This window comes from Bacillus sp. FJAT-52991 (assembly GCF_037201805.1).
Taxonomy (GTDB): domain Bacteria; phylum Bacillota; class Bacilli; order Bacillales; family Domibacillaceae; genus Bacillus_CE; species Bacillus_CE kandeliae.
In genome coordinates this window covers 2,026,744-2,051,446 of record NZ_CP147404.1, presented here as the reverse complement: position 1 = coordinate 2,051,446, position 24,703 = coordinate 2,026,744, and the positions used below count along the sequence as shown (strand labels likewise).

Below are 24,703 nucleotides of genomic sequence, written 5' to 3'. Positions count from 1 at the left end.
CAATAAGATGGCTAAAAAACTACTTTATTTCTTATGTACGGGTAACTCTTGCCGCAGTCAAATGGCTGAAGGATTTGGAAAGCGCTATTTAGACGATAAGTGGATCGTCAAAAGTGCAGGTGTAGAAGCGCATGGTTTAAATCCCAACGCAGTAAAAGCAATGGCAGAAGTAGACATGGGTATTTCAAATCAAACGTCCGATATCATTGATTTAGAAACACTTAATAACGCAGATTTCATCGTCACACTTTGTGGGGATGCAGCGGATAAATGTCCAATGACACCTCCTTCTATTCGTCGTGAACACTGGGGATTTGACGACCCAGCAAAAGCAACAGGCACAGAAGAAGAAATTTGGGCAGAGTTCCAACGTGTACGTGATGAAATTGGTGAACGTATTCAACGATTTGCGAGAGAAGAAGCGAAATAAAAAAGCAAAAGGTTATATAAAGGAGTGTTTATAATGGAATTTAAAATTATTCAACCAACGACTTGTTGTGATCCAAGTACAGGGTGCTGTGAGCCGACGTTACCAGTTGCAGTCATTGGCGCGGGTCCAATCGGTTTAGCCGCCGCCGCTCATTTAAAAGAACGAGGGATACCTTTCTTTTTACTGGAAAAAGGGGAAACCGCTGCAAATATACGCACATGGGAGCATGTCACTCTATTTTCACCTTGGCAATATAACATGGATGAAGCAGGCAAACGATTATTATTACAAACGGATTGGCAAGTACCTAATGGAGAAAGTATACCAACCGGAAAAGAATTAGTGGAAGATTATTTAGCGCCTTTAACTGAACTTTTAGCACCATCTATTCATACGAACCATGAAGTTGTAGCCATTACACGGGATGGATTAGACCGTATGAAATCAACAAATCGTTCCTCACAACCGTTTCTATTATATGTAGAAACACCAGGCGGTTTGAAAAAAATGAAGGCTAAAGCGGTGGTTGATGCGACAGGAACTTGGGGAAATCCGAATCCAGCGATAAGTAATGGGGTTTGGTTACGAACAGAAAAAGAGCTAGCCTCGCTTATCGATTACCATATTCCAAATGTAGAAACAAATAAGGAATTATATGCGAATAAACGCATTGCTGTTGTTGGAGGGGGACATTCGGCAATTAACTCGTTGCTTAACTTAGTTACATTAAAACAAAAGTATCCTGAAACATCTATTACATGGATTTTGCGTAAAAAGCGTGTGGAGGATGCATTCGGTGGAGGGGAGAATGATGAACTTGCTGCTCGTGGTGAGTTAGGACTTCGTATGGCAGAATGCGTTCGTAACGGCCAAATCCAAGTGGAAGCACCATTTATGATAACAGGTATTCGTGAACAAAACGGAATGGTCTTAACGTCTACAGAGAAAACATTAGAGCCATTTGACCGTTTAATTGTCAATACAGGCAATCGTCCAAACTTTGACTTCCATCGTGAACTACGATTCGAAAGTGAGGCCATAACAGAGGCTGTACCGGCACTTGCACCGCTGATTGATCCAAATGAGCACAGTTGCGGCAGTGTGCCAGCACATGGTGAGAAGGAACTACGTCAGCTTGAACCAAACTTTTATATTGTAGGTTCGAAATCATATGGCCGTGCACCGACATTTCTAATGGCAACGGGCTATGAGCAAGTACGTTCGGTTGTGGCATACTTAGCAGGAGATAAAGAGGCGGCTGCAAATGTACAACTACAGCTGCCTGAAACAGGGGTTTGTCATAGTGGTGCAGGTGGTTGTTGTTAGTGACAGACCCACAAAGGGGGATAGAAAGGATTTGTACAATGAATCCTATAACATTGGAAAACCCTTCAGCGGGATGCTGAAGGGTCTAATTAGCTCATAATAGAGGATATGAGAATCAGTTGTAACTTATAGTGAATTTGGCAGAGGGGAAATTTTTAAGCTTCCATTGCTTGGTCGTCTGCTGCTTCGTTCATTTGACGCATCATGTAGAGGGTGAATAAATCTTTTGAAATTTCAAATAGATCGTATGCATCTTCATGTTCATTGATTTGTGCGTAAATTGATGGTCGTGTCTCGTTGGCTAAAATAGCATATGGTAGTTTTTGAGCGGCTTTTAAGGAGCGTGTATTCACTTTGCGAATCCGCATAAAAACAGCTTCAATCTCTAGCTCATAAAATAATTCTTGAAAAAAAGCTTCTTTTGCTGGGGCGTTGTATCCTTTTCCATGATAAGGCTTGCCCAGCCAAGTGCCAAGAAATCCTGCATTTTCATTAATGTCATATAAATTAATCGTTCCAATAGGGTTGCCCCACTCATCAACAATGGTACGTGAAATTAATTCACCGCGCTCTTCTGCTTCAATCGTTTGTTTAGAAACGAAGACAAATTCTTCATAAGAGTGGGCTTTTTGACGCACGAAAGGGAAGACTTCAGGGTGCGTCATCAAATCAAATAGTACATGGCTGTCATGTACATCGCGCTTCTTTAACATATTAATCCCTCCATATGAGGGCAGGTCGGTCCTATCGCGTCCGAATTCCACCCTCGAAATTTTTCATAGCTTTCATAAAAAATTTCGGGGTGGGAATCGAACCCACTAGAACCAGCCAAAGAAGCTGGTGGCGCACCATTTGCCTTCCCTAAATCACCATTAATTATTTGCTTTTCTGCTACTATCATACAAAAAAAATTTTTGTTTGGAAACTGTTTTTTACACATTTTTTTAAAAATTTTTTCAGAGAAAGAGGAATAAAATATTGGATTTAATTTCTAGTTTTTTTTGCTACAATGAAGGAAGAAGGGAGCGAAGTCCGTGGTCAAAATCAACAATAAGCAAAGGCTTCTCAAGCTGATGGAATGGTTTCGAGAAGAGACCGATGAAAGCAATCAATGGACGATTGATGATATCATTTCGAAGTTTCAATCATTTTATGGGGAAGAGTATAAACCAAATAAAAATTCGTTAAAAGATGATATTGAGAATTTAATAGAAGCTAATTTTGATATAACAATTAATCAAGAAAAAGAAGGAATGCCGAAATACTATAGTCATCAATATCGACTGTTTGAGCCTTATGAGCTGAGAATGCTCATTGACGCGGTCGTTTCCGCCAGATTTATTACGAAAGAAGAAACGAAAAGCTTGACTAGAAAAATAAAAACATTAACGAGTCAGCAGCAAGCGAAAAGACTACAAAACGAAATTTTAATTGATACGTCGATAAAGAGTAAAAGCAAATTAGTTCGGCTAGCGATTCATGATTTGCATGAAGCGATTACGGAGAAGAGAATCGTGACGTTTCAATACGGGCGATACAATGTGGATAAACAGTTTGTTTTAAGTCATGAAGGAGCGCTGTACAAAGTGAAGCCGCTTGCTTTAACGTGGGCGCATGATTTTTATTATTTAATTGCCTATTATTTCGAAGCGGATGAAATTAGGCATTATCGCATGGATCGTATGCGAAATGTTCAAGCGACTGAAGAAGCGTTCGTGTATGAAGCCTTCGATGTCGGCAAATACGTTCAATCGACATTTAATATGTTTGCTGGACAAGCAGATTGGATCAAAATTCGCTTTAAAAATGAGCTGATCAATGTCATCATTGACAAGTTTGGCCATGAGGCAGACATCCAAAAAGATGGGGAAGAGCATTTTATTCTTTCGGCAAAAGCGATCGTGAGTGATGGTTTAGTCAACTGGACCCTAAACTTCGGATGTAAAGCAGAAGTGGTGCAGCCGAATGCTTTAAGAGAGCGAGTGGAACAAGAAGTGAAGAATATGTATCGTTTGTATATAGTAGATAAGGAGAAGGCGGGAGATTAAACCGCCTTCTTTTTTCATGATCCAGTTCTAGTCGCTAACGTGTGTGCAGATGCTTGCACTCTCGGTTGGATTCCAAAGACCGACTATTCGGTCAATTATCCTCTGGTTTTGGTGTCTAAACGGGTCCTTTCGCTTTTCTTTGTTGTCTAGCTCCAGTCCCCAGCGCCTAGTGTACTTCCACGATCCTCCTAGCGATAAGTCAACATCGATTCACTGCCGTTCATCGTGTTTCCTTTATCTCGTGCGGCTCGTTCCAGTCCATACGTCGCTAAACAGGTCCTTTCGCTTTTCTTTGTTGTCTAGCTCCAGTCCCCAGCGCCTAGTGTACTTCCACGATCCTCCTAGCGATAAGTCAACATCGATTCACTGCCGTTCATCGTGTTTCCTTTATCTCGTGCGGCTCGTTCCAGTCCATACGTCGCTAAACGGGCCCTTTCGCTTTTCTTTGTCAACTAGTCGTTCGAGGACAAAAGTCAATCCGTCCAAAAGGTTAAAGAACAACCTTTCAGTCGGCTCGTCTTTTGCTTGTCGCGACTGAACGAGTTGGCTCCGCTTTTCGTTTTCCTTTATCTCGTGCGGCTCGTTCCAGTCCATACATCGCTAAACAGGTCCTTCCACTTTTCTTTGTTACTTATGTAAATTATTGTTTTTTAGAGCGGTGATGTGGCGTGTTCCTGTTTTCATTTCTGATCCGCAAAATGGGCATGGTGGAGCGTCTTTTGTTGCAAAATCTTTTCTCATCCAGCCGTTACAGTCTTGTGCTACACATTCCCACGTAGCGACATCTTCACTAGGTAAAGGTTCTGTACGTCTATTATTGTAATAAGACATATCGTCACTTCCTACTTCGCATATTTTTCGTTCATTGCTATTATCTCATACTTTTATGCGATTTCATAAGTTTCAGTTTATTCTGTCTGAAAGATTTGGCATTTCTTGTTGTGTTTCATTTCATTAGTCATCGAATGATTGGAAACTTCTGCTGATTGTTTGATACTTTGCAATGAGCTTATCTAATTCTTGGCTGTACTTTATGGTCTCTCTGTGACTTAACCCTTTTGTCATCCCCGTCTGGATCATCAAATGACGTTTAGACATAATTTCAGTAACTAAATTCGTTTCGATTTTTTCCATTTTTTAGTCTCCCGATTTTTTCATTCATATTTTAATCCACACAACAGTATGTATTATGCCCACTTTATTGAAAAAATGAAAGATGTTCGACAAAACTTCTAGGAAAGTTACAAAAAAACATAGCATACACGAATTTTGCCTATAAATGCTTTTGTCAAAAAGTATCTTTGAAAAATAAACCATGATAATATGAAGTTAAAATATTGAGAAAATTCACAAAGAAAGGGGCAGCATTTTGACTTGTATCAAAGATATTATGACACCAATCAAAGAAACGTTAAGTGAAACGTCTACGTTAAAAGAGGCTCTTGTGATGATGAAGGAAAATAAATGGAACACCTTGCCTGTTACGAACGCCAATCGTGAACTGATCGGTGTGTTTACCCGTAGCTCTTTATATAAAATGGTGTTAAACGAACAGCCTTTGTCTACAAGTATAAGAGATTATTTAATTGATCAACCAGTGACATTTCCTGAAAATATGCCATTTGAAGAGGTAGCGGAGGTTGCAAAAATAAGTAAAGTGGGGACGGGCATTGTTCTTGATAAAGAGGAGAAAGTGGTCGGTCTCGCAACGACAACGAATATCGTGAGAACCTTGATGCTGAAGCGGAAACTCGATACGGCGATTGAGCATGCGTATGATGGCATTATTATGATTGATGAACAGTCCAACATTGAAATGGTCAACCCCGCTTTACTTGAGCTATTTAACTTGAAGCAGCAAGATGTTTTGCATCAGCCCGTCGATCAAGTGTTTCCTCATTTTCATCTATCTAAGGCGTTTCATACCGAGGAGGCTGAGCTCAGTGACTTTATGGAAGTGAACGGCATTAAGTACATTGTCCACCGCATTCCTATTCTCCAAGGTGAAAAAGTGATCGGCGTGCTTGGAAAAGTGATGTATCGACAATTAAACGAAGTGAGTACTTTGTTTAAAAAGCTCGAAAAAGCAGAAAGCAAGGTCGCTTATTATTTAAGTGAATTGAAAAAATCAGAGCAAGCAAGATTTACGTGGGATCAAATTATCACTCACGATCGCTATTTGGAAAAATTGAAGAATAGTGCCGCCAAAGCCGCCAAAGGTCGCTCGACGATTTTAGTTCGAGGGGAGTCTGGTACAGGGAAGGAGCTATTTGCTCATGCGGTTCATGCAAGCAGTGCACGAAAAGAAGGGCCTTTTGTCGAAGTCAACTGTGCGGCGATTCCCGAGCAATTGCTAGAATCCGAGTTTTTCGGTTATGAGGAAGGGGCATTCACTGGAGCAAATCGCAAAGGCAAAATTGGCAAGTTCGATTTAGCGAATGGTGGGACGCTTTTCCTAGATGAAGTCGGTGATATGTCCTTAATTTTACAAGCCAAGCTTTTGCGAGTCATTCAAGATCGAGAATTTTACCGTGTTGGAGGGACAGAGCGTGTGCATGTAGATGTGCGGATTATTGCGGCGACGAATCGACCATTAGAGGAAATGGTCAAGCTTGGTGAGTTTCGTGAAGATTTGTACTACCGGTTGAACGTGATTTCGTTACATATTCCGCCTTTAAGAGAACGAAGAGGAGATGTCAAGTTATTAATCAACCATATGATGGAACAATTAAATCGTGTGCTTAGTACCAGTGTCACAGGTATAGAAGATAAGGCCCTTCGATGTCTATTGCAGTATGATTGGCCGGGAAATGTCCGCGAGTTGAAAAATATTTTAGAGCGAGCCATGACATTTGCAGAAACGGGAAATATTCAAATGGAAGATTTGCCAGAGTATATGACAGCGAAAGTAGAAACGATGTCCTTGTCTCATAACCATTGCTATTCATTAACGGAGCAGGCCGAAATATCGGCTATTCAAAAGGTGATGGAGGAGGTCAATGGCAATAAAGCGAAAGCCGCCAGATTGCTAGGAATTAGTCGGTCGGGCTTATACGAAAAGCTGAAAAGATATCAGCTATGAAACTGTCCATTTTTTGTACAGCTGTCGTCCACTTGTTCATGAATGAGACAATTGTTGATGACGATTTCCTTTACAGTTCACGCCTTTGTTGTTGGCACAGTAATTGCAATTGTGATATGTGAAACGACAAAGGAGGGAAGGAGATTGGACATTGGCTACTACTTAACATTAAATGCAAGAAAACACCCCAAAAAACAGGCGATTCACTGCGAAGGTAGACAGTACACATATGACGCGTTCAATGAGCAAGTGAATCGACTCGCTCATGGGTTGCTTAAGTTAGGTGTACAAAAAGGGGAAAAGATTGCCCTTATGATGAAAAACTCCGATTACTTTGTATTTGCTTACTTTGCTAGTGCAAAAATCGGGGCTGTCGTCGTTCCAGTCAATTTTCGCCTTACTGCTCCTGAAGTACATTATATTTTGGATCAATCCGATACCCATTTTGTTTTTTGCGATCAGGAATATGAACCGATCATCCAATCGGCAAAGGAACAAACAGCTGTCAAAGCAGTGATTGTGGTTGGGCAAACAAGGAGTAATGTGAGCTTTCAATCTCTCCTTTCTGACAACAAGGATGAGCCCCCGGTGATCGTGTTAGAGAGCGATGACCTTGAAATCCTTTACACTTCCGGCACGACGGGTCAACCAAAGGGGGCACTATTCGATCATCGTCGCATTTTTAACGTGGGGCTCACGATGATGGTTGGGATGGGGATTAATCCAAATGATCGCTTTCTTCATCTTGCTCCTTTGTTTCACTCCGCTCAGCTTAATTTATTTTTAGTGGCTGGTGTGATTTTAGGTGCCACTCATGTGATTCATCGTGAATTCCATCCCGTTCAAGCGTTACAAACGATTGAGGCGGAGCGAATTACTCATTTCTTTGGTGTGCCGGCGATGTACAACTTCATTTTGCAAGTGCCGAACAAGGAGGATTACGATCTTTTTTCTATTAAAAGATGTGGTTATGGAGCAGCGCCAATGCCACCTGAAATTGTGAAGCAAAGCATGGCATTTTTTCAAACGGATCAGTTTTACAATTTATGCGGGTTAACAGAAGCGGGGCCAGGGGGAATTATACTCGATCCTGAAGGTCATAAGTACCATCTCGGTAAAGGCGGGAAGCCGTTTTTCTTAACAGAAGCAAAAGTGGTCGATTCAGCAGGAAAAGAGTCGACTTCTGGCATGATCGGTGAGTTTGTCATTCGCGGGGAGACAGTGATGAAGGAATATTATAAGAAGCCGGAAGAAACGAAGCGAGCGTTAAAGGATGGGTGGTTATATACAGGCGATTTAGCTGTTGCTGATGAAGAAGGGTATATCACACTTGTCGACCGCAAAAAAGACATCATCATTAGCGGAGGAGAAAATGTGTATTCGATTGAAGTCGAGCAAGTGATGTACGAGCATCCGAGTATTCTAGAAGCCGCCACCATTGGTCTGCCCGATGAGGTATGGGGGGAGAGGGTGACAGCCATCGTTGTGTTAAAGACGAATGAGACGCTCGATGAGGAAGAGTTCCGCAGCTTTTGCCGGCAAAAGCTCGCTGGCTACAAAGTGCCGCGTCAAGTGATCATTGTCGATCAGCTTCCCAGGAATACTTCTGGAAAAATACTAAAATATCAGTTGCGAGAAAGGTTTCGCCAAAAAATGTAACCGTTTTCTAAAGGAGGAAAAAAACATGTATGTAACGATTGCGGATGTGTTTGAATTGACGGTTCACCAATATGCTGATAAAGAAGCGCTGTATGACGCTCGAAGTGGCAATCGCTATACGTATCGAGAATGGGATGAAGAAGTAAATAAGCTTGCGAATGCCTTTCGTAAAGAAGGAGTTCATAAAGGAGACATTGTTTCTACCTATTTATTTAATCGAGAAGAGTTAGCAACGACTTACTTTGCCTGCTGTAAAATTGGGGCCGTGTTTAATCCGATTAATTTTCGGCTGATGGCAGAGGAAACGGCTTATATTTTAAATGATGCCAAACCAAAAATTGTCCTGTTTGAACGCGCATTAAAAGATCAGATCACCGCAATTGAACAGCGATTTCCTCAGACTGCGTTTTGGTACACAGATGAGGATACGCCAAGCTATGCAGCGAGTTATCAAGAGAAAATCCAACATGAGTCAACGCAAAAACCTGAAGCAGAGGTTAATGAAAATGATTTGTATGCAATCATGTATACGAGCGGGACGACCGGCCGCCCTAAAGGGGTAATGCATAGGCATCGAGATATGATTGAACAATCGCAGGCGCTGATTCATGCGACGAAGCTGTCCAACGAAGACCGTGGCCTTGTCACAGCGCCAATGTTTCACTGTGCCGAACTGCATTGTGCCTTTTTGCCACGTATTCATGCAGGTGGAAGCAATGTTATTCTTCATCAGTTCAACGCGAAACAAGTGCTTTCGCTCATTGAACAAGAACATATCACGAAATTTTTTGCGGCTCCAACGATGTGGAATATGCTTTTACAAGAAGATTTAAGCCTATATGATACATCCTCTTTAACGCTCGGATTATATGGCGCGGCTCCAATGGCCCCTGCTTTAGTTCGTGCGTGCCAAGAGAAGCTCGGTGTACAATTTGTCCAAGCATACGGCATGACGGAAATGGGGCCAGCCATTGCCGTTTTAATGGAAGCGGATCAAATTACAAAAGCTGGTTCAGCGGGGTGTCCATTGATCAATCATGAGGTTCGCATTGTCAGAACAAGAGAAGGTCAACCATCCGATCCGAATGATGTGGCGGTTCCTTTTGAACCAGGAGAAATTATTGTTCGCGGTCCAAGTATGATGACCGGTTATTTTAACCGACCCGAAGCGACTGAACATGCACTTGATCAAGGATGGTACCATTCAGGAGACATCGGTTATTTCGATCGAGAAGGGTATTTATGGATTGCGGATCGCGTCGATGACATGATTATTAGTGGCGGCGAAAATATTTATCCACGGGAAGTAGAGGATGTGTTATTTGAACATGATGGCGTATTAGATGCCGCTGTCATTGGCGAACCTGACGAAACATGGGGAGAGAAGGTCATCGCTTTTGTCGTCAAGAAAGAGGAGACAGTAACGGCCCAAGAGCTAGAGGAGCTATGTAAAAACAGTCCGAAATTAGCCGATTATAAGCGGCCGCGAGCGTATATTTTCGTCGATCAGCTACCTAGAAACGCTAGCGGGAAAATCCAGAAATTTATTTTGCGCCAAAAGCTAGAAGAAAAGGCGAAAAAATAAAAACAAAGGGGATACGTCCAAATGATGAATGTACCATTAACTGTTGGGTCTTTATTAGAGCGTGCCGAAAAATATTTTCCGAAGAAAACGGTGGTGTCGAGAACACACTCTGGCATTCAGCGCTTCACATATAAAGAAATTGGGGAGCGAACACGCCGCTTAATGAGCGCAATAAAAAAGCTAGGTCTTCAAACAGGTGAGCGTGCAGGTACAATGGCTTGGAATCATCATCGCCATTTAGAAACGTATTTTGCCATTCCGGGGATGCATGCGGTGCTTCATACGATCAATATTCGTCTTTCTCCTGAGCATATCGTCTACATTATTAATCATGCGGAAGATCAAGTGTTGTTTATTGATGAAGATCTCGTTCCACTCGTTGAAAAAATTGCCGATCAAATCCCGACGGTTAAAGCATTTATTATTATGACGGATCAAGCAGAACTACCAAAAACGACTCTCCAACCTGCCTACTCATATGAACAATTGCTGGCCGAAGGAAATCCTCAAGAAGCGTTTATGACAGATATTGATGAAAATGATCTGGCGGGCATGTGTTATACATCGGCGACAACAGGTAATCCAAAAGGGGTAATTTACTCTCATCGAGGCATTGTGTTACATAGCTATGCCCTCGGATTAGCAGATACCACAGCTCTTTCTGAATCAGACGTAGCGATGCCGGTCGTTCCGATGTTTCATGTGAATGCATGGGGGATGCCATTTGCTAACACTTGGTTTGGCTCTACTCAAGTACTGCCGGGACCACGATTTACGCCTAAAGTTCTTGCGGAGCTGATTGCTGAGGAAGGCGTCACGATCACAGCCGGTGTACCGACGATCTGGCTCGGGCTATTAAAAGAGCTAGAAACAGGAAACTATAACACATCGAGCTTACGAGCGGTTCTTTGCGGTGGATCGGCCGCCCCAAGAGGAATCATCCACGCCTTTGAAACGAAATTCAAAGTTCCTTTCCTTCACGCTTTTGGAATGACCGAGACAAGTCCACTAGCAACAGTAGCGCGGTTAAAAAGCTATCAGTCGGACCTTTCAGAAGAAGAGAAGTTGGATCAGCGTGCTAAGCAAGGAATGATCGTTCCAGGTCTAGAAATGAAAGTGATCAATGATCAAGGAGAAGTCAATTGGGACGGTGCAGATATGGGGGAACTGCTCATTCGTGGTCCGTGGATTGCGGATGAATATTACCGCGATGACCGCACGGAACAAGCGTTTCAAGATGGCTGGCTCTATACAGGTGATGTCGCAACGGTCGATGAAGAAGGTGTCATTAAGCTCGTGGATCGCACAAAAGATTTAATTAAAAGCGGCGGCGAATGGATTTCCTCCGTTGATTTAGAAAATGCATTAATGGGGCATGAGGCTGTTTTTGAAGCGAGTGTGGTGGCCGTTCCTCATCCGGAGTGGCAAGAAAGACCAGTCGCCTGTATCGTATTAAAGGATGGCTTTGATGAAGAGACGATGAAGCAAGAATTGATGGATTATTTATCGCCTCAATTTGCGAAATGGTGGCTGCCGGATGATATCATCTTTATGAAGGAAATTCCGAAAACATCTGTCGGCAAGTTTTTAAAGCGAGAGTTGCGCGCCCAATTAGAAGATTATTTTATGAAACAAAACTAATAAAAGATCGAATCCGCCTATCTTAATAGGCGGGTTTTTTCAGTGTTGGTTAAATTTTCTTGGAATTTTGTTTAATTTAGTGTAAAATTACACTAAATTAAACAAAGGTTATTAGGGAGAAGTGTGAATGAAGAGAACATCGAAAATGAAAAAGGCGATCATAACCCTATTTTTTATAGCTTTGATTATTACAGTCGGCAGTATAGGGAAAAAACTATATTTTGCTCATTATAAAAAGCTAGCGGATGAGCGAATTGAAAAAGTCATTGAGTTTCAAGGGGCGACATTAAATAATGGAAAAGTGATGGTAGATGTATATGACAGCAAAAATGCATGCTGGTTTAAATCCATTTACTTTCATGATGATCCTGATATCACATATGAGTATGAATATATAAAATCATCCAATGAAGTAAGAGTATGGGCTATGTATAACAACATGAGCTTAGATTTAGTGAACAAAGAGGCGAAATATCCATTAATAGATGTGTATTTCGATAAGGAAGGCAATATCATAAAATCGGAAAAGAGATAAAGTGAGGCTGTACTCAGTAGAGGTGTCTTACGGCTCGTTAATGTAGAATAACTTTATAGAAGGAGAAAATCCTGAGTTATATTACAAACAAACTTTGGAGGAGTGGTCAGTATATATACGCAAATGAATGGTTCAAACAAGGCAGTGATTTTGCTGCATGAAATATATGGGGTAAATGAGCATATGATCGCGACCGCCAATTTACTCACGGGGCAGGGATATGATGTGTATGCGCCTAATCTATTGCATCGAGACAGTTTTCTAGAAACAGAGCAGCAAGCGGCTTATCAATATTTTATTGAGCAGGTTGGCTTTGAAAACGCGGTGCAACAAGCTCTAGAATTAGCTCATTCATTAAGAGACCAATATGAAACGATTGTTATATGGGGATACAGTGTTGGAGCGACGACTGCTTGGCTTTGCAGTGAACATGATCATGTAGCAGATGCTGTGATCGGATATTATGGATCAAGAATTCGAGAATATTTACATATTTCTCCTAAAATCCCTGTCTATTTATTATTTTCTAAAGAAAAATCATTCCATGTGAACGACCTAGTCGATCAGCTTGCGACGAAGCCGATGGTAAACACGCAAGTATGTGAAGCAGAGCATGGGTTTTCAAATCCAAACTCCATTCACTATCGCCAGGAAACGGACAAACAAGCTTTTGAAGAGTCATTAAGATGGATCAATTATGTGATGAAACAGCAGTGAGCATTTATTCAATAGTCAAATAAATGTTAAATATTTGACTACATCTCCATGAAATGGTAACCTGAGGGAGCTCATTAAATGCTAAAAAAGGAGGGGCTACTGATGATTCGATTAACGAGTAATGTTCGATTTTTTCATATTCATCACTTAGCCTGCCTATTTTGATTACATAAAGATTGGACTATGAGCGCAGGGAAAGTGAAGCCCTGTGCCTTTGTTGTCTTTTGGAGACGTACTGTCATTGCGCAGTACGTTTTTTTGTTTTTAGCTACTTGTTTCAAAAAGGGGGAGAGTTTGTGTTTAGCGTTTTACGAAAGCTTAGTTGGTTTTTTAAAGAGTATCGATGGCGCTATACGGTAGCGGTTGTATTTTTGATCATCGCAAGTGTGCTTGTCATCATTCCACCTAAAATCGTTGGGCTGGTGATTGATGACATTCATATGGCGACGTTAACGAGCACCGCGCTTTGGAAGTATATATCGATTTTACTAGGTACGACGGCTTTGTCTTATGGATTGACGTACGTTTGGATGCATTTGCTGTTTGGCGGTGCGTTTATTTTAGAGAGAAAGCTGCGGTTGAATTTAATGACTCATTTCATGAAAATGACACCGACCTTTTATGAACGAAACCGCACAGGCGATTTGATGGCGCGTGCGACCAATGATTTAAAGGCGGTATCGGATACGACAGGGTTCGGGGTTTTAACGTTGGTCGATTCCACGATCTATATGTTGCTCATTTTATTCACGATGAGCGTTTCGATTAGTTGGAAATTAACGCTAGCAGCTGTTTTGCCGCTGCCTATCATGGCGCTATTGATGACAATGTATGGGGAAAAGATTCATCAGCGTTTTACAGAAGCACAGGATGCCTTTGGAGATATGAACGACCGAGTACTGGAAACGGTTGGAGGTGTCCGTGTCATTCGGGCGTATGTGCAAGAGAGAGCGGACGAGCAGCGCTTTCAGCAGATGACGAATGATGTGTATCAAAAAAATATCGATGTTGCCAAAATAGATGCCCTGTTTGAGCCGACCATTAAAATTTTTGTTGGGTTAAGTTATTTAATTGGACTTGGCTATGGGGCGTATTTAGTGTTTCATCAAGAGGTGACACTGGGTGAACTCGTTAGCTTTAATGTGTATTTAGGGATGCTCATTTGGCCAATGTTTGCCTTCGGTGAGCTGATGAACATGATGCAAAGGGGAAATGCCTCCTTAGATCGGGTACAGGAAACGCTTCACTACAAGGAAGATGTTGTCGATCCCGGACAGCCGATTGTTGTTCATGATCCATCTTCCATCCAATTCGATGCAGTGAGCTTTCAGTATCCTTCCTCGCAAGTGAATAATTTAGAGAAGGTCACCGTTCAGTTGAAAAAAGGGGAGACGTTAGGGATTGTAGGGAAAACTGGCAGTGGAAAAACGACGTTCATTAAACAATTATTGCGGCAATACCCACATCCAGAAGGTCATCTCACCATTGGTGATGTCGACATTCAAGAACAAACAAAGGAGCAAATCCTTCACTGGATCGGCTATGTCCCACAAGATCATGTGCTGTTTTCCCGAACGGTCCGCGAAAATATTTTATTCGGTCAGCCTGAGGCGACGGAGGCAGAGCTTGAGAAAGCGATTGATCTCGCTTCTTTGCGCAAGGACCTTGCTACTTTTCCTGATGGATTACATACGTTAGTCGGTGAAAAAGGAGTGGCACTTTCAGGAGGACAAAAGCAGCGGATTTCGATTGCGAGAGCCTTGATCAAAAATCCTGATATTTTAATTCTGGATGATTCGCTTTCCGCCGTTGACGCGAAGACAGAAGCGCAAATCATTGGAAATATTCGATCAGAGCGCAAGAAGAAAACAACGCTCATCGCCTCTCATCGGCTATCAGCGGTTCAACATGCGGATTGGATCGTGGTATTCGAGAATGGGCGTGTCGTTCAAGCGGGCATTCACGACGAACTGATACAAACAGAAGGCTGGTACAAAGAGCAATATGAACGCCAGCAGCTTCAAGAGATCGACTAAGGAGGTGTTGTTCAGATGAGTGTGAGTCAACGACTTTGGCGATATGCCTTGCTATATAAAAAAATGATTATCATCGCATTAGTGATGCTGACGATTGCGGTAGGGACTGAATTAGCTGGACCGTTTGTGGCCAAAAAGGTGATTGATGACCATATTTTAGGGATCGAGTCTAAATGGTATGAAACGGTTGAAGGGAAGGATGCCGTTTCTTTTAAAGGAAAATGGTATAAAAGAAGCGACTATTTTGATGAAAATGAACAAAAGGGGAAAGAGGTTCGCATTTTGCAAGTGGATCGTTCATTCGTATTTGTTCCCGGACCGATCGCCTTCGATGGGGTACGGACGTATCAAGACGGGCAGTTGACGATCAAAAAAGAGGATCGAGTGAAAACGTATGAAGCGAGCGTTATTTCCGCTAAGGAGATGATCTCTTTTTACCAACCTGAAATCCCGAAAATCATCATGCTGCTTGCGGGATACTTTGGATTGTTAGTGATCAGTGCGATCTTTCAATACGGAGAGTCGTATTATTTGGAGAAGGCGGCTAATCGAATTATTCAAAGGATGCGAACGGATGTATTTGCTCACATTCAACGATTGCCGATTAAATATTTTGATCAATTACCGGCGGGAAAAGTCGTCTCTCATGTCACGAACGATACGGAAGCGATTCGTGAGCTATATGTGACGGTGCTGGCTACGTTTATCAAAAGCACGATCTATATTTCAGGCATCTTTATGGCGCTATTTATTTTAGATGCCAAGCTCGCTTCGATTTGTTTACTGTTACTGCCAATTTTAGGTGTATGGATGTGGCTTTATCATACGTTTGCTTCGACTTACAATCATGGGATTCGCTCAAAATTAAGTGAGATCAATGCGATGATCAATGAAAGCATTCAAGGGATGACGATTATTCAAGCTTTTCGCCGAGAAAAGGAAACGACTGAACAATTTGATCAGCTAAACGAGGCTCATTTTACGTTTCAAAAGAAAATGCTGAATTTAAACGCCCTCACTTCATATAATCTCGTGGATGTGCTTAAAAATCTAGTATTTGTTGCTTTTATTTGGTACTTCGGTGGCGGCTCGATCGGAGTCGGTTCGATTGTTTCTCTCGGGGTGCTGTATGCGTTCGTCGATTATATTAACCGTCTATTTGAACCAGTCACTGACATTGTCAATCAGCTCGCCAATTTAGAGCAAGCACTGGTTGCGGGTGAGCGCGTCTTTCAACTGTTAGATGAACCAGGCATCCCTGTTCATGACGAGCGAATGGAGCGTTATCGTGGCGACGTCCGCTTTCGTTCCGTTTATTTTGGCTATAAGGAAGACGAGTATGTGTTAAAGAATATTTCTTTTGAAGCGAAACGAGGGGAAACGGTGGCGCTCGTGGGCCATACCGGTTCAGGAAAAAGCTCGATTATGAATTTGCTCTTTCGTTTTTACGACGCTAACAAAGGGGAGATTCTCATTGATGGAAAAGAGATTCAAACGATTCCGCATCAAACAGTCAGAGAGCATATGGGCATCGTCCTGCAAGATCCGTATCTTTTCAGCGGCACGATTGCTTCGAATGTGAGCTTACAAGACGAACGCATTTCTAGAGAAACAGTGGAAGCAGCGTTGCGAGCAGTGGGAGCGGAAAAGGTGTTTCAGCATTTAGAAAACGGCTATGATGAACCCGTGATTGAAAAAGGAAGCACGTTGTCATCCGGACAAAGGCAGCTGGTCTCTTTTGCTAGAGCACTCGCCTTTGATCCTGCGATCCTTATTTTAGATGAAGCTACTTCCTCGATTGACACCGAAACAGAGGCGATCATTCAAGAAGCAATGGAAGTTCTTAAAAAAGGACGGACGACATTTATCATCGCTCATCGACTATCCACTATCAGAAATGCTGACCAAATCCTCGTTTTAGATAAAGGAGAAATTGTTGAAAGGGGCAACCATGAGGAGCTGATGCAACAACAAGGTCGCTATTATCAAATGTATCAACTTCAACAAGGATCGAAAGTTAATTAGTTGTCATCTTGATAAACGAACAAAAAGAAAGAGCGTGTTTTGAAAAAAGTTTGATGAAAACACGCTATTAATATATTTAATTCCATCCTTCTTTTATAAAAAAGCTTGATCATTTTTGTAATCCTTCCTCGCACATTTCTAACATCTTCATAGTAATAAGGATAAGTTTATGGCAGAAAATCCGTTATTCATTACCCTTTTCTGTGAATTCTATATGGCATCCACCTTTAGTATTCTTTCCTTCAAGCTGGATACAATGCAGGCGATGGTCTGCCAGGGTAGTAAAAGTACCCTGGCTGTCTTCTTTAAATGTTTCTTGCCAGATTATTTTCTTGCGGTCAGTCCATTCTAAGGTTAGCTCTCCTTCCTCCACTTTTACATCATATGAGATCGTAACGATATTTCCCTTTCTGAAAATAAAATTATAATTATCCAAGCCGGTAAACCTTTTATAGGTAACGTTTAACGTTTTACCAAAATGTTTATAAGTATAGCCCCATTTAATAACTGTTCTAAATTTAATATGTTTCCTTAGCATAAAAATAATTAGAATAAGTACGATAAAAAAAATTGTATTTGAGGACACACTTTTCCTTCCTTTCCCATTCAAGCTAGTTTTTCTATATTGTAAATGGTGTTTCTGGAAAGACCTTTTTGTCTATGAATATTCATCACGCTTTCACCAGCAACTAATAACCTGACCACTTCATCATATACGATTTTATCCTTTCCCTTTGCAGCTGCATGATATTTCTTTGATTTTTTATCAAATTGATAAAAAATCAAAGAAATATTGATAAGATTTTAAAATATTATTTTTAGAATATTCTGTATAATATAAACAAATTAGAGTGTGAGGAGGAAAAAAGATGCAGAGAAAAGGAAGTGTAGCACTCGTTTTGTTAAGCGCTTTCATACTATTCATATTTGCAGGGTGTTCTAGCAAAAAAGATGTCAGCTCAGAAAGTGGTGGAAAAGGGAGCGAAGATGGAGGAACGATCACTATCGGAATAGCACAAGACGCTGTTGCTATTGACCCTGCTTTTTCTTACGATTTTTCGACAGGACCCGTCGTTAACTCGATTACAGAAGGGCTACTTAAATTTGATGGAAAGGGAGGCGTTGTTCCTAATCTTGCAAAAGAATGGGAGAATCCCGATGAGAAAACCTATATTTATCATATTCGTGATGATGTGAAATTCTCAGACGGAAGTCCAATGACAATGGAAGATGTTATTTTTTCAATGAAGAGAATTCAAGATCCTGCAACAGCCTCCTATGTAGGCTGGATGTATGAAAATGTAGAAAAGATTGAACAAGAGGGCAACTGGACAATCAAAGTCACATTATCAGAGCCAGATGCTTTGTGGCAATATGTACCTGCAACAAGTGCTGGGCATATAATTTCCAAGAAGTACTTTGAAGAACATAAAGAAAACTTCGGCAAACCGGAAGGCGGATTACTAGGTACCGGATCCTTTAAGTTCGTCAGCTGGCAAACAGGATCAGAAATTGTACTGGAGAAAAATGAAAATTACTGGAACAAAGAAGGCGGTCCATATGTGGATAAGGCAGTCTTTAAAGTAATTCCAGAAGGCACAACAAGAATTACTGGTCTAAAAACAGGGCAATTAAACATTGCCACAGAACTTCCACTTGATCTAATCGAGAAAATAGAAGATATGGAGAATGTAAGATTAGACACATCAGATTCATATTTAATAGATGGTATTGAGTTTAATACACAAAAAAAACCATTTGATGATCCAAAAGTAAGACAGGCAATGAACTATGCACTTGATAAAGATAAAATTTTAAAACAGATTGTGAAAGATGCGGGTATCCCTGCTGTAGGGTCAACTGTACCACCAGTCATGTGGACATTTTCTAAAGATAAGTGGGAAGCAGCAAAGAAGGAACTTCCTGACTATTCTTATGACATGAAAAAAGCGAAAAAATTATTAGCAGAATCTAGCGTGCCAAACGGCTTCAAAGCGACAATTTCAACTGATGGAGACAGTCTCCGTATGAATTCTGCCTTAGCCTTACAAGCTGCGGTCAAGCCACTTGGCATTGATTTAGCGGTTGAAAAGCTGACTGGAGAGGAATTGATGACTCGCACATTTGGTGGTGCTAGAGATTATGACATTGTTGTACAAAATTGGGGGTCAGATTTTCCGGATCCTTCCGGAAACTTAAGCCCGTTATTCCACTCCGCTAATACAGCTGATGGCGGTGCCAATTACGCAAATTATAAAAATAAGGAAGTTGATAAACTGCTTGAGGAACAAAACAAACTGACTGACAATGACAAGCGAGCTGAACTAATGATACAAGCACAGAAGATTATTGCAGAGGACTCACCATGGATTACACTGAGCCATCAAAAACAAATGATGGCCATGACTAATAACGTGGAAGGCTATCATATTACCCCATTATGGTATTGGGATGATATTTTGAAAGATATTAAGCTGAACTAATGATAAATGAGCCGATTCCTCTTTCTTAAATATTCATTTAATAAAGAGGAATTTCATTAAAGGAGGTGTAGCTATGGCTAGTTATATTGTCAGAAGACTTCTCTTACTAATTCCCATATTATTCGTTGTATCTATATTTATTTTCTCCATGTCAAGACTGGTACCAGGGGATCCCGCCATCATTATGGCAGGTGGACACCAAACGTCACCCGAAGTCCTGGATAATATACGAGAAAAATATCATTTGAATAAACCGATTATTGAACAATATGCAATTTGGTTAAAAAATGTAGCTACAGGAGATCTTGGAGAAAGTTTCAAAATGAAGCAATCTGTGACTAATATGATCGTAGAACGCTTGCCGCTCACATTCCAATTAATAGTCATGAGTATGGTCATTACGTTGCTCATAGCCATACCGCTTGGAATACTATCTGCGATTAAGAAAAACACTTGGATAGACCATTTAGCCACTTTATTTGCTTTTGTTGGAGTATCCTCACCTGTGTTCTTCACTGGTATTTTAATGGTACTCTTCTTTTCCTATCATTTGGACTGGCTACCTGCTTTCGGAGCTGGGAACGGATTTAAAGAGAATTTGATTCATTTGTTTCTTCCCTCTCTAGCATTGAGTTTTAATATGATTGCTTTGAACTCTAGAATTACAAGAAGCGGCATGATTGAAGTAATGAACACAAACTATATACAAACGGCTATGGCGAAAGGGCTACCACAAAATGTAATCATTTTTAAACATGCATTAAAAAATGCACTTATACCGCTTGTCACTGTGACTGGCATACAAATTGGTGTCCTGATTGTAGGAACAGTACTTGTTGAGTACACATTCGGCCTTGGAGGATTAGGTAGTCTAATTATCAACGGTGTCCAAACCAGTGATTACCCAGTCGTGCAGGGAACAATGCTTTTTATGGTGGTCGTATTCCTATTAATCAATCTGATCGTTGATGTTCTTTATGCCATTATTGATCCTAGAATCCGTTATAAGTAGAAAGGAGGCATATGATGGAACTCCAAAATCAGCCACCCGTACAATTTCCTACAGCTCCATCAGAGAAAAAGAAAAGTATATGGAGGTCACCTTTTTTTAAAAATAAATTGTCAGTAATATCTGGAATAATTATTATTATGATTATACTTATTTCGCTGTTTGCTCCGCTGATTTCTCCATACGATCCTAATATGCAAGACTTGAGCAAATCTTTAGAGCCTGTTTCCTCTGTACATTGGTTGGGAACTGATATGCAAGGCAGAGACATTTTAAGTAGGATTATCTATGGAACGAGAACAACCTTGCTTGGAGCGGTGTTTGTCGTATTGCTATCGGTTGTCATCGGTGTTCCACTAGGTCTTATCTCCGGATATTTTGGAGGTAAAATTGATAATCTTATAAACCGTGTGTGGGACGTGCTTCTCGCTTTTCCAACAATCTTACTTGCGTTTATTATCGTTGCCACATTTGGAAGAGGCTTTGAAAATGCTGTAATTGCGCTCGGTATCGTGTATGTTCCAATGGTTGCCAGACTAGTTCGCTCTGTGACACTCGTAGAAAAAGAACAAGCCTACATTGATGCTGCTAAGGCTTTAGGATATTCCCATACGCGAATCATCTTCCGGCATATTTTACCTAATTGCTTATCACCGATCATTGTCCAAGTTGCCATCGATTTTGCCTATGCCATCATCGATTTAGCGGCATTAAGTTTCCTAGGTCTAGGTGTACAACCGCCGACAGCAGACTGGGGGTATATGCTAGCAGAAGGAAGGGAGTACTTGCTCGTTGCTCCAAACGCAGCTTTAGCCGCAGGTTTTTCTATTATGATCACAGTGATCGCGTTTAATTTGTTTGGCGACGGTTTGCAAAGTCAGCTTGATCCTAAACAGCGAAAAGCAAGTTAATCTAATGGATAACCGGAGGATGTATGTTGCTTTCTCTTAATCTATTCACAACATTAATCATTTTGGGCATTGTTGGCGGAATGATAAGTTTGACTGTCATTGTCATGATTTTAATAACAGAAAAAGAAGTTGATTTTTTAAAAATCGAGAAAAAAAGAGCGGATCTTGAAGTACTGCTGAATGAATCAAAGCTGCTTCACTTATCCGCTCAAATTCAGCCTCACTTTCTTTTTAACACATTGAATACGATTACAACGTTAATTCGTTTAGGAAAAAATAAAGAGGCTGAACAAGCGATTTATTCTTTGTCATCATTGCTTCGCTACCACCTAGATAAAAAAGCCTCACTTGTTTCTTTAAAAGAAGAGATAAAGTACGCCGAACAATATTTATCTATTCAAAAGCTTCGTTTCGGAAGTAGGCTCGAATGGGAGATCCATATTCCTAAAGAGCTGCTTGAGATAAAAATACCTATGCTTGTTATCCAGCCATTAATTGAAAATGCCTGTATTCATGGAATAGAGCCTTCCGTGGATGGTGGGACGATTGTTATATCTGCCTCAAGCAAAAACGAAGGGCTTCTATTAGAGATAAGAGATGATGGAACAGGAGTCAATGACGATATAATTAGTGAGTTTGAGCAATGGAAGACAGAAAACCTTAGTTCAAATAGCGAAACCAACATTGGTCTTAGAAATGTCCATGCTCGCTTAAAAGAACAATTTGGTAAAGAAAGCGAGCTATCAATTAAGAGGAGCGGGAACGGTACAATCAGTATCATTACGATCCCATTTTTGCAAAGTTCTCAAGAAATTAGCATACGTGAAGGAGGGTCTATATGAAAGTTCTCATAGTAGACGATGAACCATTGGAACTTTTAAACATTGAAAGTATTCTTCACTTACTTGACCCTCTGCTTGATGTGTTTACAGCAGCAAATGGTTATGAAGCTTATAATATGTTAAAAAATGAAGCGATGGATATTATATGTCTGGATATTCGAATGCCTGGCTGGAATGGATTAGAAACGCTAAAAAGGATTAAGGCGGAGTGGTCACATGTGAAGGTGATACTCATTTCTGCTCATGGGGAATTTCACTATGCACAAGAGGCCATTGCCTTCGGAGCATCTGTCTACATTTTAAAACCTGTCATACCTGAAGAGTTGATGAGTGCAGTGAAAAGATTAAAAAAGGAAATCGAAGCAGAACTTGAAGAACATCAGTTGTTGTTGCAAACAGTAGTCGAAAATTGGTCAAGAGGAGAAGCATCACTAAAGCTACTCTTCGGTGCACATCTGCATATACAACCGAATGTAGTAACAACAATTAAGTTCAATTGTAACCAACCTTCTAACAAAGCGCTGTGGGATAGTGAAATATGTCGAACTTTACAAAACACCTTGGCTGTTCCCCACCCCGTAAATGGACATTGGATCTATTTGACGGAATGGTGTGAAGGTGAAATTCACATGATGAAAGAGAGACTTTCTTCTCTAAAACTAGAACTTACTGAAAAATATCAAGAATCAGAATGGCTTTTTGGCGTAGGTGAGATTGTTGAAAGCCCAGATTTACTGAAGCGATCATATGATAGTGCTATGCAAGCTACGCTGAATAAGGATGAAGCGGTGATTCAGCAATGCCTCCTTTTTTTATCACAGAAATATGCTAGCCCAGTAACTTTAAATCAATTAGCACAAACGGTCCACATCAGTGCTTCACACTTAAGCAGAATATTCAAGAATCAGCTTGGAATTACGTTCGTTGATGCCTTAACGAAAATCAGAATAAAACAAGCAAAGGGATTGTTAGAAAATAAAGAGCTGTCCATCCAATTCATATCTGACCAAGTAGGTTTCAGTAGCCCAGATTACTTTTCTTCAACTTTTCGGAAGCTTGAGGGAGTTTCCCCAAGTCAATTCCGTTTAAAGCAGGAGCATGGCAAGCAAACATGTTTATAACATTGCAAATTTTCCTTATTTTTATCTTAATTTTGTTATTACTTGGGGCTTGTCAGTTTGATAGAAACAATCCTGGCATGGACTGTACTATTGGGTTGGGGAAAGGAATAGTGATCCTAGTCAGTCAGTGGATTGGGCTGACAACCTTTCTTGTTTCAACCCAAGTGTCATATGAGCACGGCGTGAGTGGTCTAATTAGTTACTGCTTAGCTGGAGTATGCAGTTTGTTCTGTCTGTACTTTCTGTTAAAAAAAAGAGCAGTATCCCACGCGCCAGACCATATAGGAAAAGTATTAAAGCCGTTTTTACTTCTTTATCATCTTGAAAATTTTGTTGTAAGTCTATTGGCTGCAAAACTCGTTCTAAAGCTTTTCTACAATGCAAATATATTGGTATTAGCCGGATTACTAGTCGTCTTTTATCAATTTATTCTTTTAGCAAAAAGTAAGAATCTTTACATTCGATCTCTCATCATCAGTATGTTGTCATTGATTGCTACTGTCCTTCTACCTACTTTTGTTTATTTAAAAGTGAGTGTGCCGACCATCTATTCTGGTGTTCATTTTTTAGCAACAGAAATGCTTATTTTGACTGATCCATCTGGTTGGTTTTTAGGGGGAGTATTATTCATTCGATTTATGGCTCATAACTTATTGAATCAAAACATGTGGAGGGTATTTACAAATATTAAACAAACGAAAAGATCACTCGCTTTTACAATTTCATCTTTCGTATGGTTCTTTGTCCCACTTTCCATGGGGACTTTAGCTTTTGTGGCTAAGGCATCCGCCGTATGGCCGGCATCCCACGATGAAGTAAGTCTTCAAATCGTCCTCCAATTTGGTGGTCAGCTAGGGATTTTTCTTTTAATTGCAACTTTACTGGTCATTTTATTCTCGGCATTAGCCCATAATCTCGTAGACAAAACCTTTGCTTCAAAAGATCTATTCGTGAAAATAGCATTGTTAGCACTGGCTACGGTGATCGTCACTTTGCTACCGAAGTTGACAATTCTTGACGTCATGATCTTCGCTTCGTTTGTTTGGAGCGCGATGATTCCAGCTATATATTTAAGGAAAACAGACTGCTCCGCCACATGGGTCACTGTTTTCATTATTTTGGTTAGTGTAGGGGTAGGAATCTACGGAATACTTTACTTTGGCTGGGAAAAAGGAATCTTATTTAATGCCTTAACATCTGCTTGCCTGTCCTTCATATGTAGCGGGCGCAACAAGTAAATGGAAAAGTTGATC

22 protein-coding genes are annotated in these 24,703 nt (G+C 40.8%); 17 read left to right on the top strand and 5 right to left on the bottom strand.

All coding sequences use genetic code 11. The features are described from left to right. Positions 1-7: 7 nt before the first annotated feature. Both arsC and WDJ61_RS10455 read left to right on the top strand, forming a co-directional pair. Complete coding sequence (gene arsC / locus WDJ61_RS10460) at positions 8-430, top strand: arsenate reductase (thioredoxin) (RefSeq protein WP_338749443.1); 423 nt, start codon at positions 8-10, stop codon at positions 428-430. Between the two features lie 33 nt (positions 431-463). Beyond that, a complete protein-coding gene (locus WDJ61_RS10455) occupies positions 464-1,756 on the top strand; it encodes an NAD(P)-binding domain-containing protein (protein ID WP_338749441.1) in 1,293 nt (430 codons plus the stop codon). Positions 1,757-1,911: 155 nt separating this feature from the next. Here WDJ61_RS10455 and WDJ61_RS10450 read toward each other — a convergent pair whose 3' ends face one another. Next, entirely contained in the window at positions 1,912-2,469 is a 558-nt protein-coding gene (locus WDJ61_RS10450) for a GNAT family N-acetyltransferase (protein ID WP_338749439.1), read from the bottom strand. Between the two features lie 321 nt (positions 2,470-2,790). Here WDJ61_RS10450 and WDJ61_RS10445 point away from each other — a divergent pair, with 321 nt between their 5' ends. After that, positions 2,791-3,804 carry a WYL domain-containing protein gene (locus tag WDJ61_RS10445; RefSeq protein ID WP_338749437.1) on the top strand — a complete coding sequence of 338 codons (1,014 nt, stop codon included), beginning with the start codon at positions 2,791-2,793 and terminating at the stop codon, positions 3,802-3,804. Between the two features lie 627 nt (positions 3,805-4,431). Here WDJ61_RS10445 and WDJ61_RS10440 read toward each other — a convergent pair. Further along, positions 4,432-4,635 (bottom strand): cold-shock protein, encoded by a 204-nt coding sequence (locus WDJ61_RS10440; protein ID WP_338749435.1) that lies wholly within the window; start codon positions 4,633-4,635, stop codon positions 4,432-4,434. Between the two features lie 123 nt (positions 4,636-4,758). Further along, on the bottom strand, positions 4,759-4,938 hold the full coding sequence (locus WDJ61_RS10435; protein ID WP_338749432.1) for an aspartyl-phosphate phosphatase Spo0E family protein: 180 nt from the start codon (positions 4,936-4,938) through the stop codon (positions 4,759-4,761). 235 nt (positions 4,939-5,173) lie between these two features. Between WDJ61_RS10435 and WDJ61_RS10430 the strand changes: the two genes are divergently transcribed. The 8 genes from WDJ61_RS10430 to WDJ61_RS10395 all read left to right on the top strand — a co-directional run bounded on the left by WDJ61_RS10430 (position 5,174) and on the right by WDJ61_RS10395 (position 17,084). Further along, the gene (locus tag WDJ61_RS10430; protein ID WP_338749430.1) at positions 5,174-6,886 is read left to right on the top strand and encodes a sigma 54-interacting transcriptional regulator; all 1,713 of its coding nucleotides are present in this window, start codon (positions 5,174-5,176) and stop codon (positions 6,884-6,886) included. Between the two features lie 144 nt (positions 6,887-7,030). Further along, positions 7,031-8,545 (top strand): long-chain-fatty-acid--CoA ligase, encoded by a 1,515-nt coding sequence (locus tag WDJ61_RS10425; protein WP_338749428.1) that lies wholly within the window; start codon positions 7,031-7,033, stop codon positions 8,543-8,545. A 25-nt stretch (positions 8,546-8,570) separates the two neighbouring features. Then, positions 8,571-10,130: a fatty acid--CoA ligase gene (locus tag WDJ61_RS10420; protein ID WP_338749426.1), complete on the top strand. Its 1,560-nt coding sequence runs from the start codon at positions 8,571-8,573 to the stop codon at positions 10,128-10,130. A gap of 21 nt (positions 10,131-10,151) precedes the next feature. Continuing rightward, positions 10,152-11,771, top strand: coding sequence for a long-chain fatty acid--CoA ligase (locus tag WDJ61_RS10415; protein ID WP_338749424.1), 1,620 nt, complete (start codon positions 10,152-10,154; stop codon positions 11,769-11,771). A gap of 127 nt (positions 11,772-11,898) precedes the next feature. Next, the gene (locus tag WDJ61_RS10410; protein ID WP_338749422.1) at positions 11,899-12,306 is read left to right on the top strand and encodes a DUF3139 domain-containing protein; all 408 of its coding nucleotides are present in this window, start codon (positions 11,899-11,901) and stop codon (positions 12,304-12,306) included. Positions 12,307-12,408: 102 nt separating this feature from the next. Continuing rightward, the gene (locus WDJ61_RS10405) at positions 12,409-13,023 is read left to right on the top strand and encodes a dienelactone hydrolase family protein (protein ID WP_338749420.1); all 615 of its coding nucleotides are present in this window, start codon (positions 12,409-12,411) and stop codon (positions 13,021-13,023) included. 296 nt (positions 13,024-13,319) lie between these two features. Continuing rightward, positions 13,320-15,059: an ABC transporter ATP-binding protein gene (locus WDJ61_RS10400; RefSeq protein ID WP_338749417.1), complete on the top strand. Its 1,740-nt coding sequence runs from the start codon at positions 13,320-13,322 to the stop codon at positions 15,057-15,059. A gap of 15 nt (positions 15,060-15,074) precedes the next feature. After that, a complete protein-coding gene (locus tag WDJ61_RS10395; RefSeq protein WP_338749415.1) occupies positions 15,075-17,084 on the top strand; it encodes an ABC transporter ATP-binding protein in 2,010 nt (669 codons plus the stop codon). A 184-nt stretch (positions 17,085-17,268) separates the two neighbouring features. Here the strand turns inward: WDJ61_RS10395 and WDJ61_RS10390 are convergent, their stop codons facing one another. After that, positions 17,269-17,670, bottom strand: a complete 402-nt coding sequence (locus WDJ61_RS10390; protein ID WP_338749413.1) for a hypothetical protein — start codon at positions 17,668-17,670, stop codon at positions 17,269-17,271. A gap of 20 nt (positions 17,671-17,690) precedes the next feature. After that, entirely contained in the window at positions 17,691-17,789 is a 99-nt protein-coding gene (locus WDJ61_RS10385) for a hypothetical protein (protein WP_338754763.1), read from the bottom strand. Between the two features lie 164 nt (positions 17,790-17,953). On the opposite strand from WDJ61_RS10385, the gene WDJ61_RS10380 reads away from it, so the two are divergent. The 6 genes from WDJ61_RS10380 (at position 17,954) to WDJ61_RS10355 (ending at position 24,688) form a co-directional block, all read left to right on the top strand. Further along, entirely contained in the window at positions 17,954-19,567 is a 1,614-nt protein-coding gene (locus WDJ61_RS10380; protein WP_338749411.1) for an ABC transporter substrate-binding protein, read from the top strand. A 73-nt stretch (positions 19,568-19,640) separates the two neighbouring features. Continuing rightward, the gene (locus tag WDJ61_RS10375; protein ID WP_338749409.1) at positions 19,641-20,579 is read left to right on the top strand and encodes an ABC transporter permease; all 939 of its coding nucleotides are present in this window, start codon (positions 19,641-19,643) and stop codon (positions 20,577-20,579) included. A 14-nt stretch (positions 20,580-20,593) separates the two neighbouring features. Then, positions 20,594-21,487: an ABC transporter permease gene (locus WDJ61_RS10370; protein ID WP_338749407.1), complete on the top strand. Its 894-nt coding sequence runs from the start codon at positions 20,594-20,596 to the stop codon at positions 21,485-21,487. Between the two features lie 23 nt (positions 21,488-21,510). Further along, positions 21,511-22,329, top strand: a complete 819-nt coding sequence (locus WDJ61_RS10365; RefSeq protein ID WP_338749405.1) for a sensor histidine kinase — start codon at positions 21,511-21,513, stop codon at positions 22,327-22,329. Next, positions 22,326-23,450 carry a response regulator gene (locus tag WDJ61_RS10360; RefSeq protein ID WP_338749403.1) on the top strand — a complete coding sequence of 375 codons (1,125 nt, stop codon included), beginning with the start codon at positions 22,326-22,328 and terminating at the stop codon, positions 23,448-23,450. The genes WDJ61_RS10365 and WDJ61_RS10360 overlap by 4 nt, the downstream gene beginning before the upstream one ends. Continuing rightward, entirely contained in the window at positions 23,441-24,688 is a 1,248-nt protein-coding gene (locus tag WDJ61_RS10355; protein ID WP_338749401.1) for a hypothetical protein, read from the top strand. Before WDJ61_RS10360 ends, WDJ61_RS10355 begins: the two co-directional genes overlap by 10 nt. Positions 24,689-24,703 lie beyond the last annotated feature (15 nt).

Excerpts from the sequence above, each read along its gene's own strand:
- WDJ61_RS10440 (WP_338749435.1), bottom strand. The coding sequence starts at position 4,635 with ATGTCTTATTACAATAATAGACGTACAGAACCTTTACCTAGTGAAGAT.
- WDJ61_RS10370 (WP_338749407.1), top strand. The coding sequence starts at position 20,594 with ATGGAACTCCAAAATCAGCCACCCGTACAATTTCCTACAGCTCCATCA.
- WDJ61_RS10375 (WP_338749409.1), top strand. The coding sequence starts at position 19,641 with ATGGCTAGTTATATTGTCAGAAGACTTCTCTTACTAATTCCCATATTA.
- WDJ61_RS10365 (WP_338749405.1), top strand. The coding sequence starts at position 21,511 with ATGTTGCTTTCTCTTAATCTATTCACAACATTAATCATTTTGGGCATT.
- WDJ61_RS10410 (WP_338749422.1), top strand. The coding sequence starts at position 11,899 with ATGAAGAGAACATCGAAAATGAAAAAGGCGATCATAACCCTATTTTTT.
- arsC (WP_338749443.1), top strand. The coding sequence starts at position 8 with ATGGCTAAAAAACTACTTTATTTCTTATGTACGGGTAACTCTTGCCGC.
- WDJ61_RS10450 (WP_338749439.1), bottom strand. The coding sequence starts at position 2,469 with ATGTTAAAGAAGCGCGATGTACATGACAGCCATGTACTATTTGATTTG.
- WDJ61_RS10355 (WP_338749401.1), top strand. The coding sequence starts at position 23,441 with ATGTTTATAACATTGCAAATTTTCCTTATTTTTATCTTAATTTTGTTA.
- WDJ61_RS10395 (WP_338749415.1), top strand. The coding sequence starts at position 15,075 with ATGAGTGTGAGTCAACGACTTTGGCGATATGCCTTGCTATATAAAAAA.
- WDJ61_RS10360 (WP_338749403.1), top strand. The coding sequence starts at position 22,326 with ATGAAAGTTCTCATAGTAGACGATGAACCATTGGAACTTTTAAACATT.
- WDJ61_RS10455 (WP_338749441.1), top strand. The coding sequence starts at position 464 with ATGGAATTTAAAATTATTCAACCAACGACTTGTTGTGATCCAAGTACA.
- WDJ61_RS10420 (WP_338749426.1), top strand. The coding sequence starts at position 8,571 with ATGTATGTAACGATTGCGGATGTGTTTGAATTGACGGTTCACCAATAT.
- WDJ61_RS10415 (WP_338749424.1), top strand. The coding sequence starts at position 10,152 with ATGATGAATGTACCATTAACTGTTGGGTCTTTATTAGAGCGTGCCGAA.
- WDJ61_RS10435 (WP_338749432.1), bottom strand. The coding sequence starts at position 4,938 with ATGGAAAAAATCGAAACGAATTTAGTTACTGAAATTATGTCTAAACGT.
- WDJ61_RS10380 (WP_338749411.1), top strand. The coding sequence starts at position 17,954 with ATGCAGAGAAAAGGAAGTGTAGCACTCGTTTTGTTAAGCGCTTTCATA.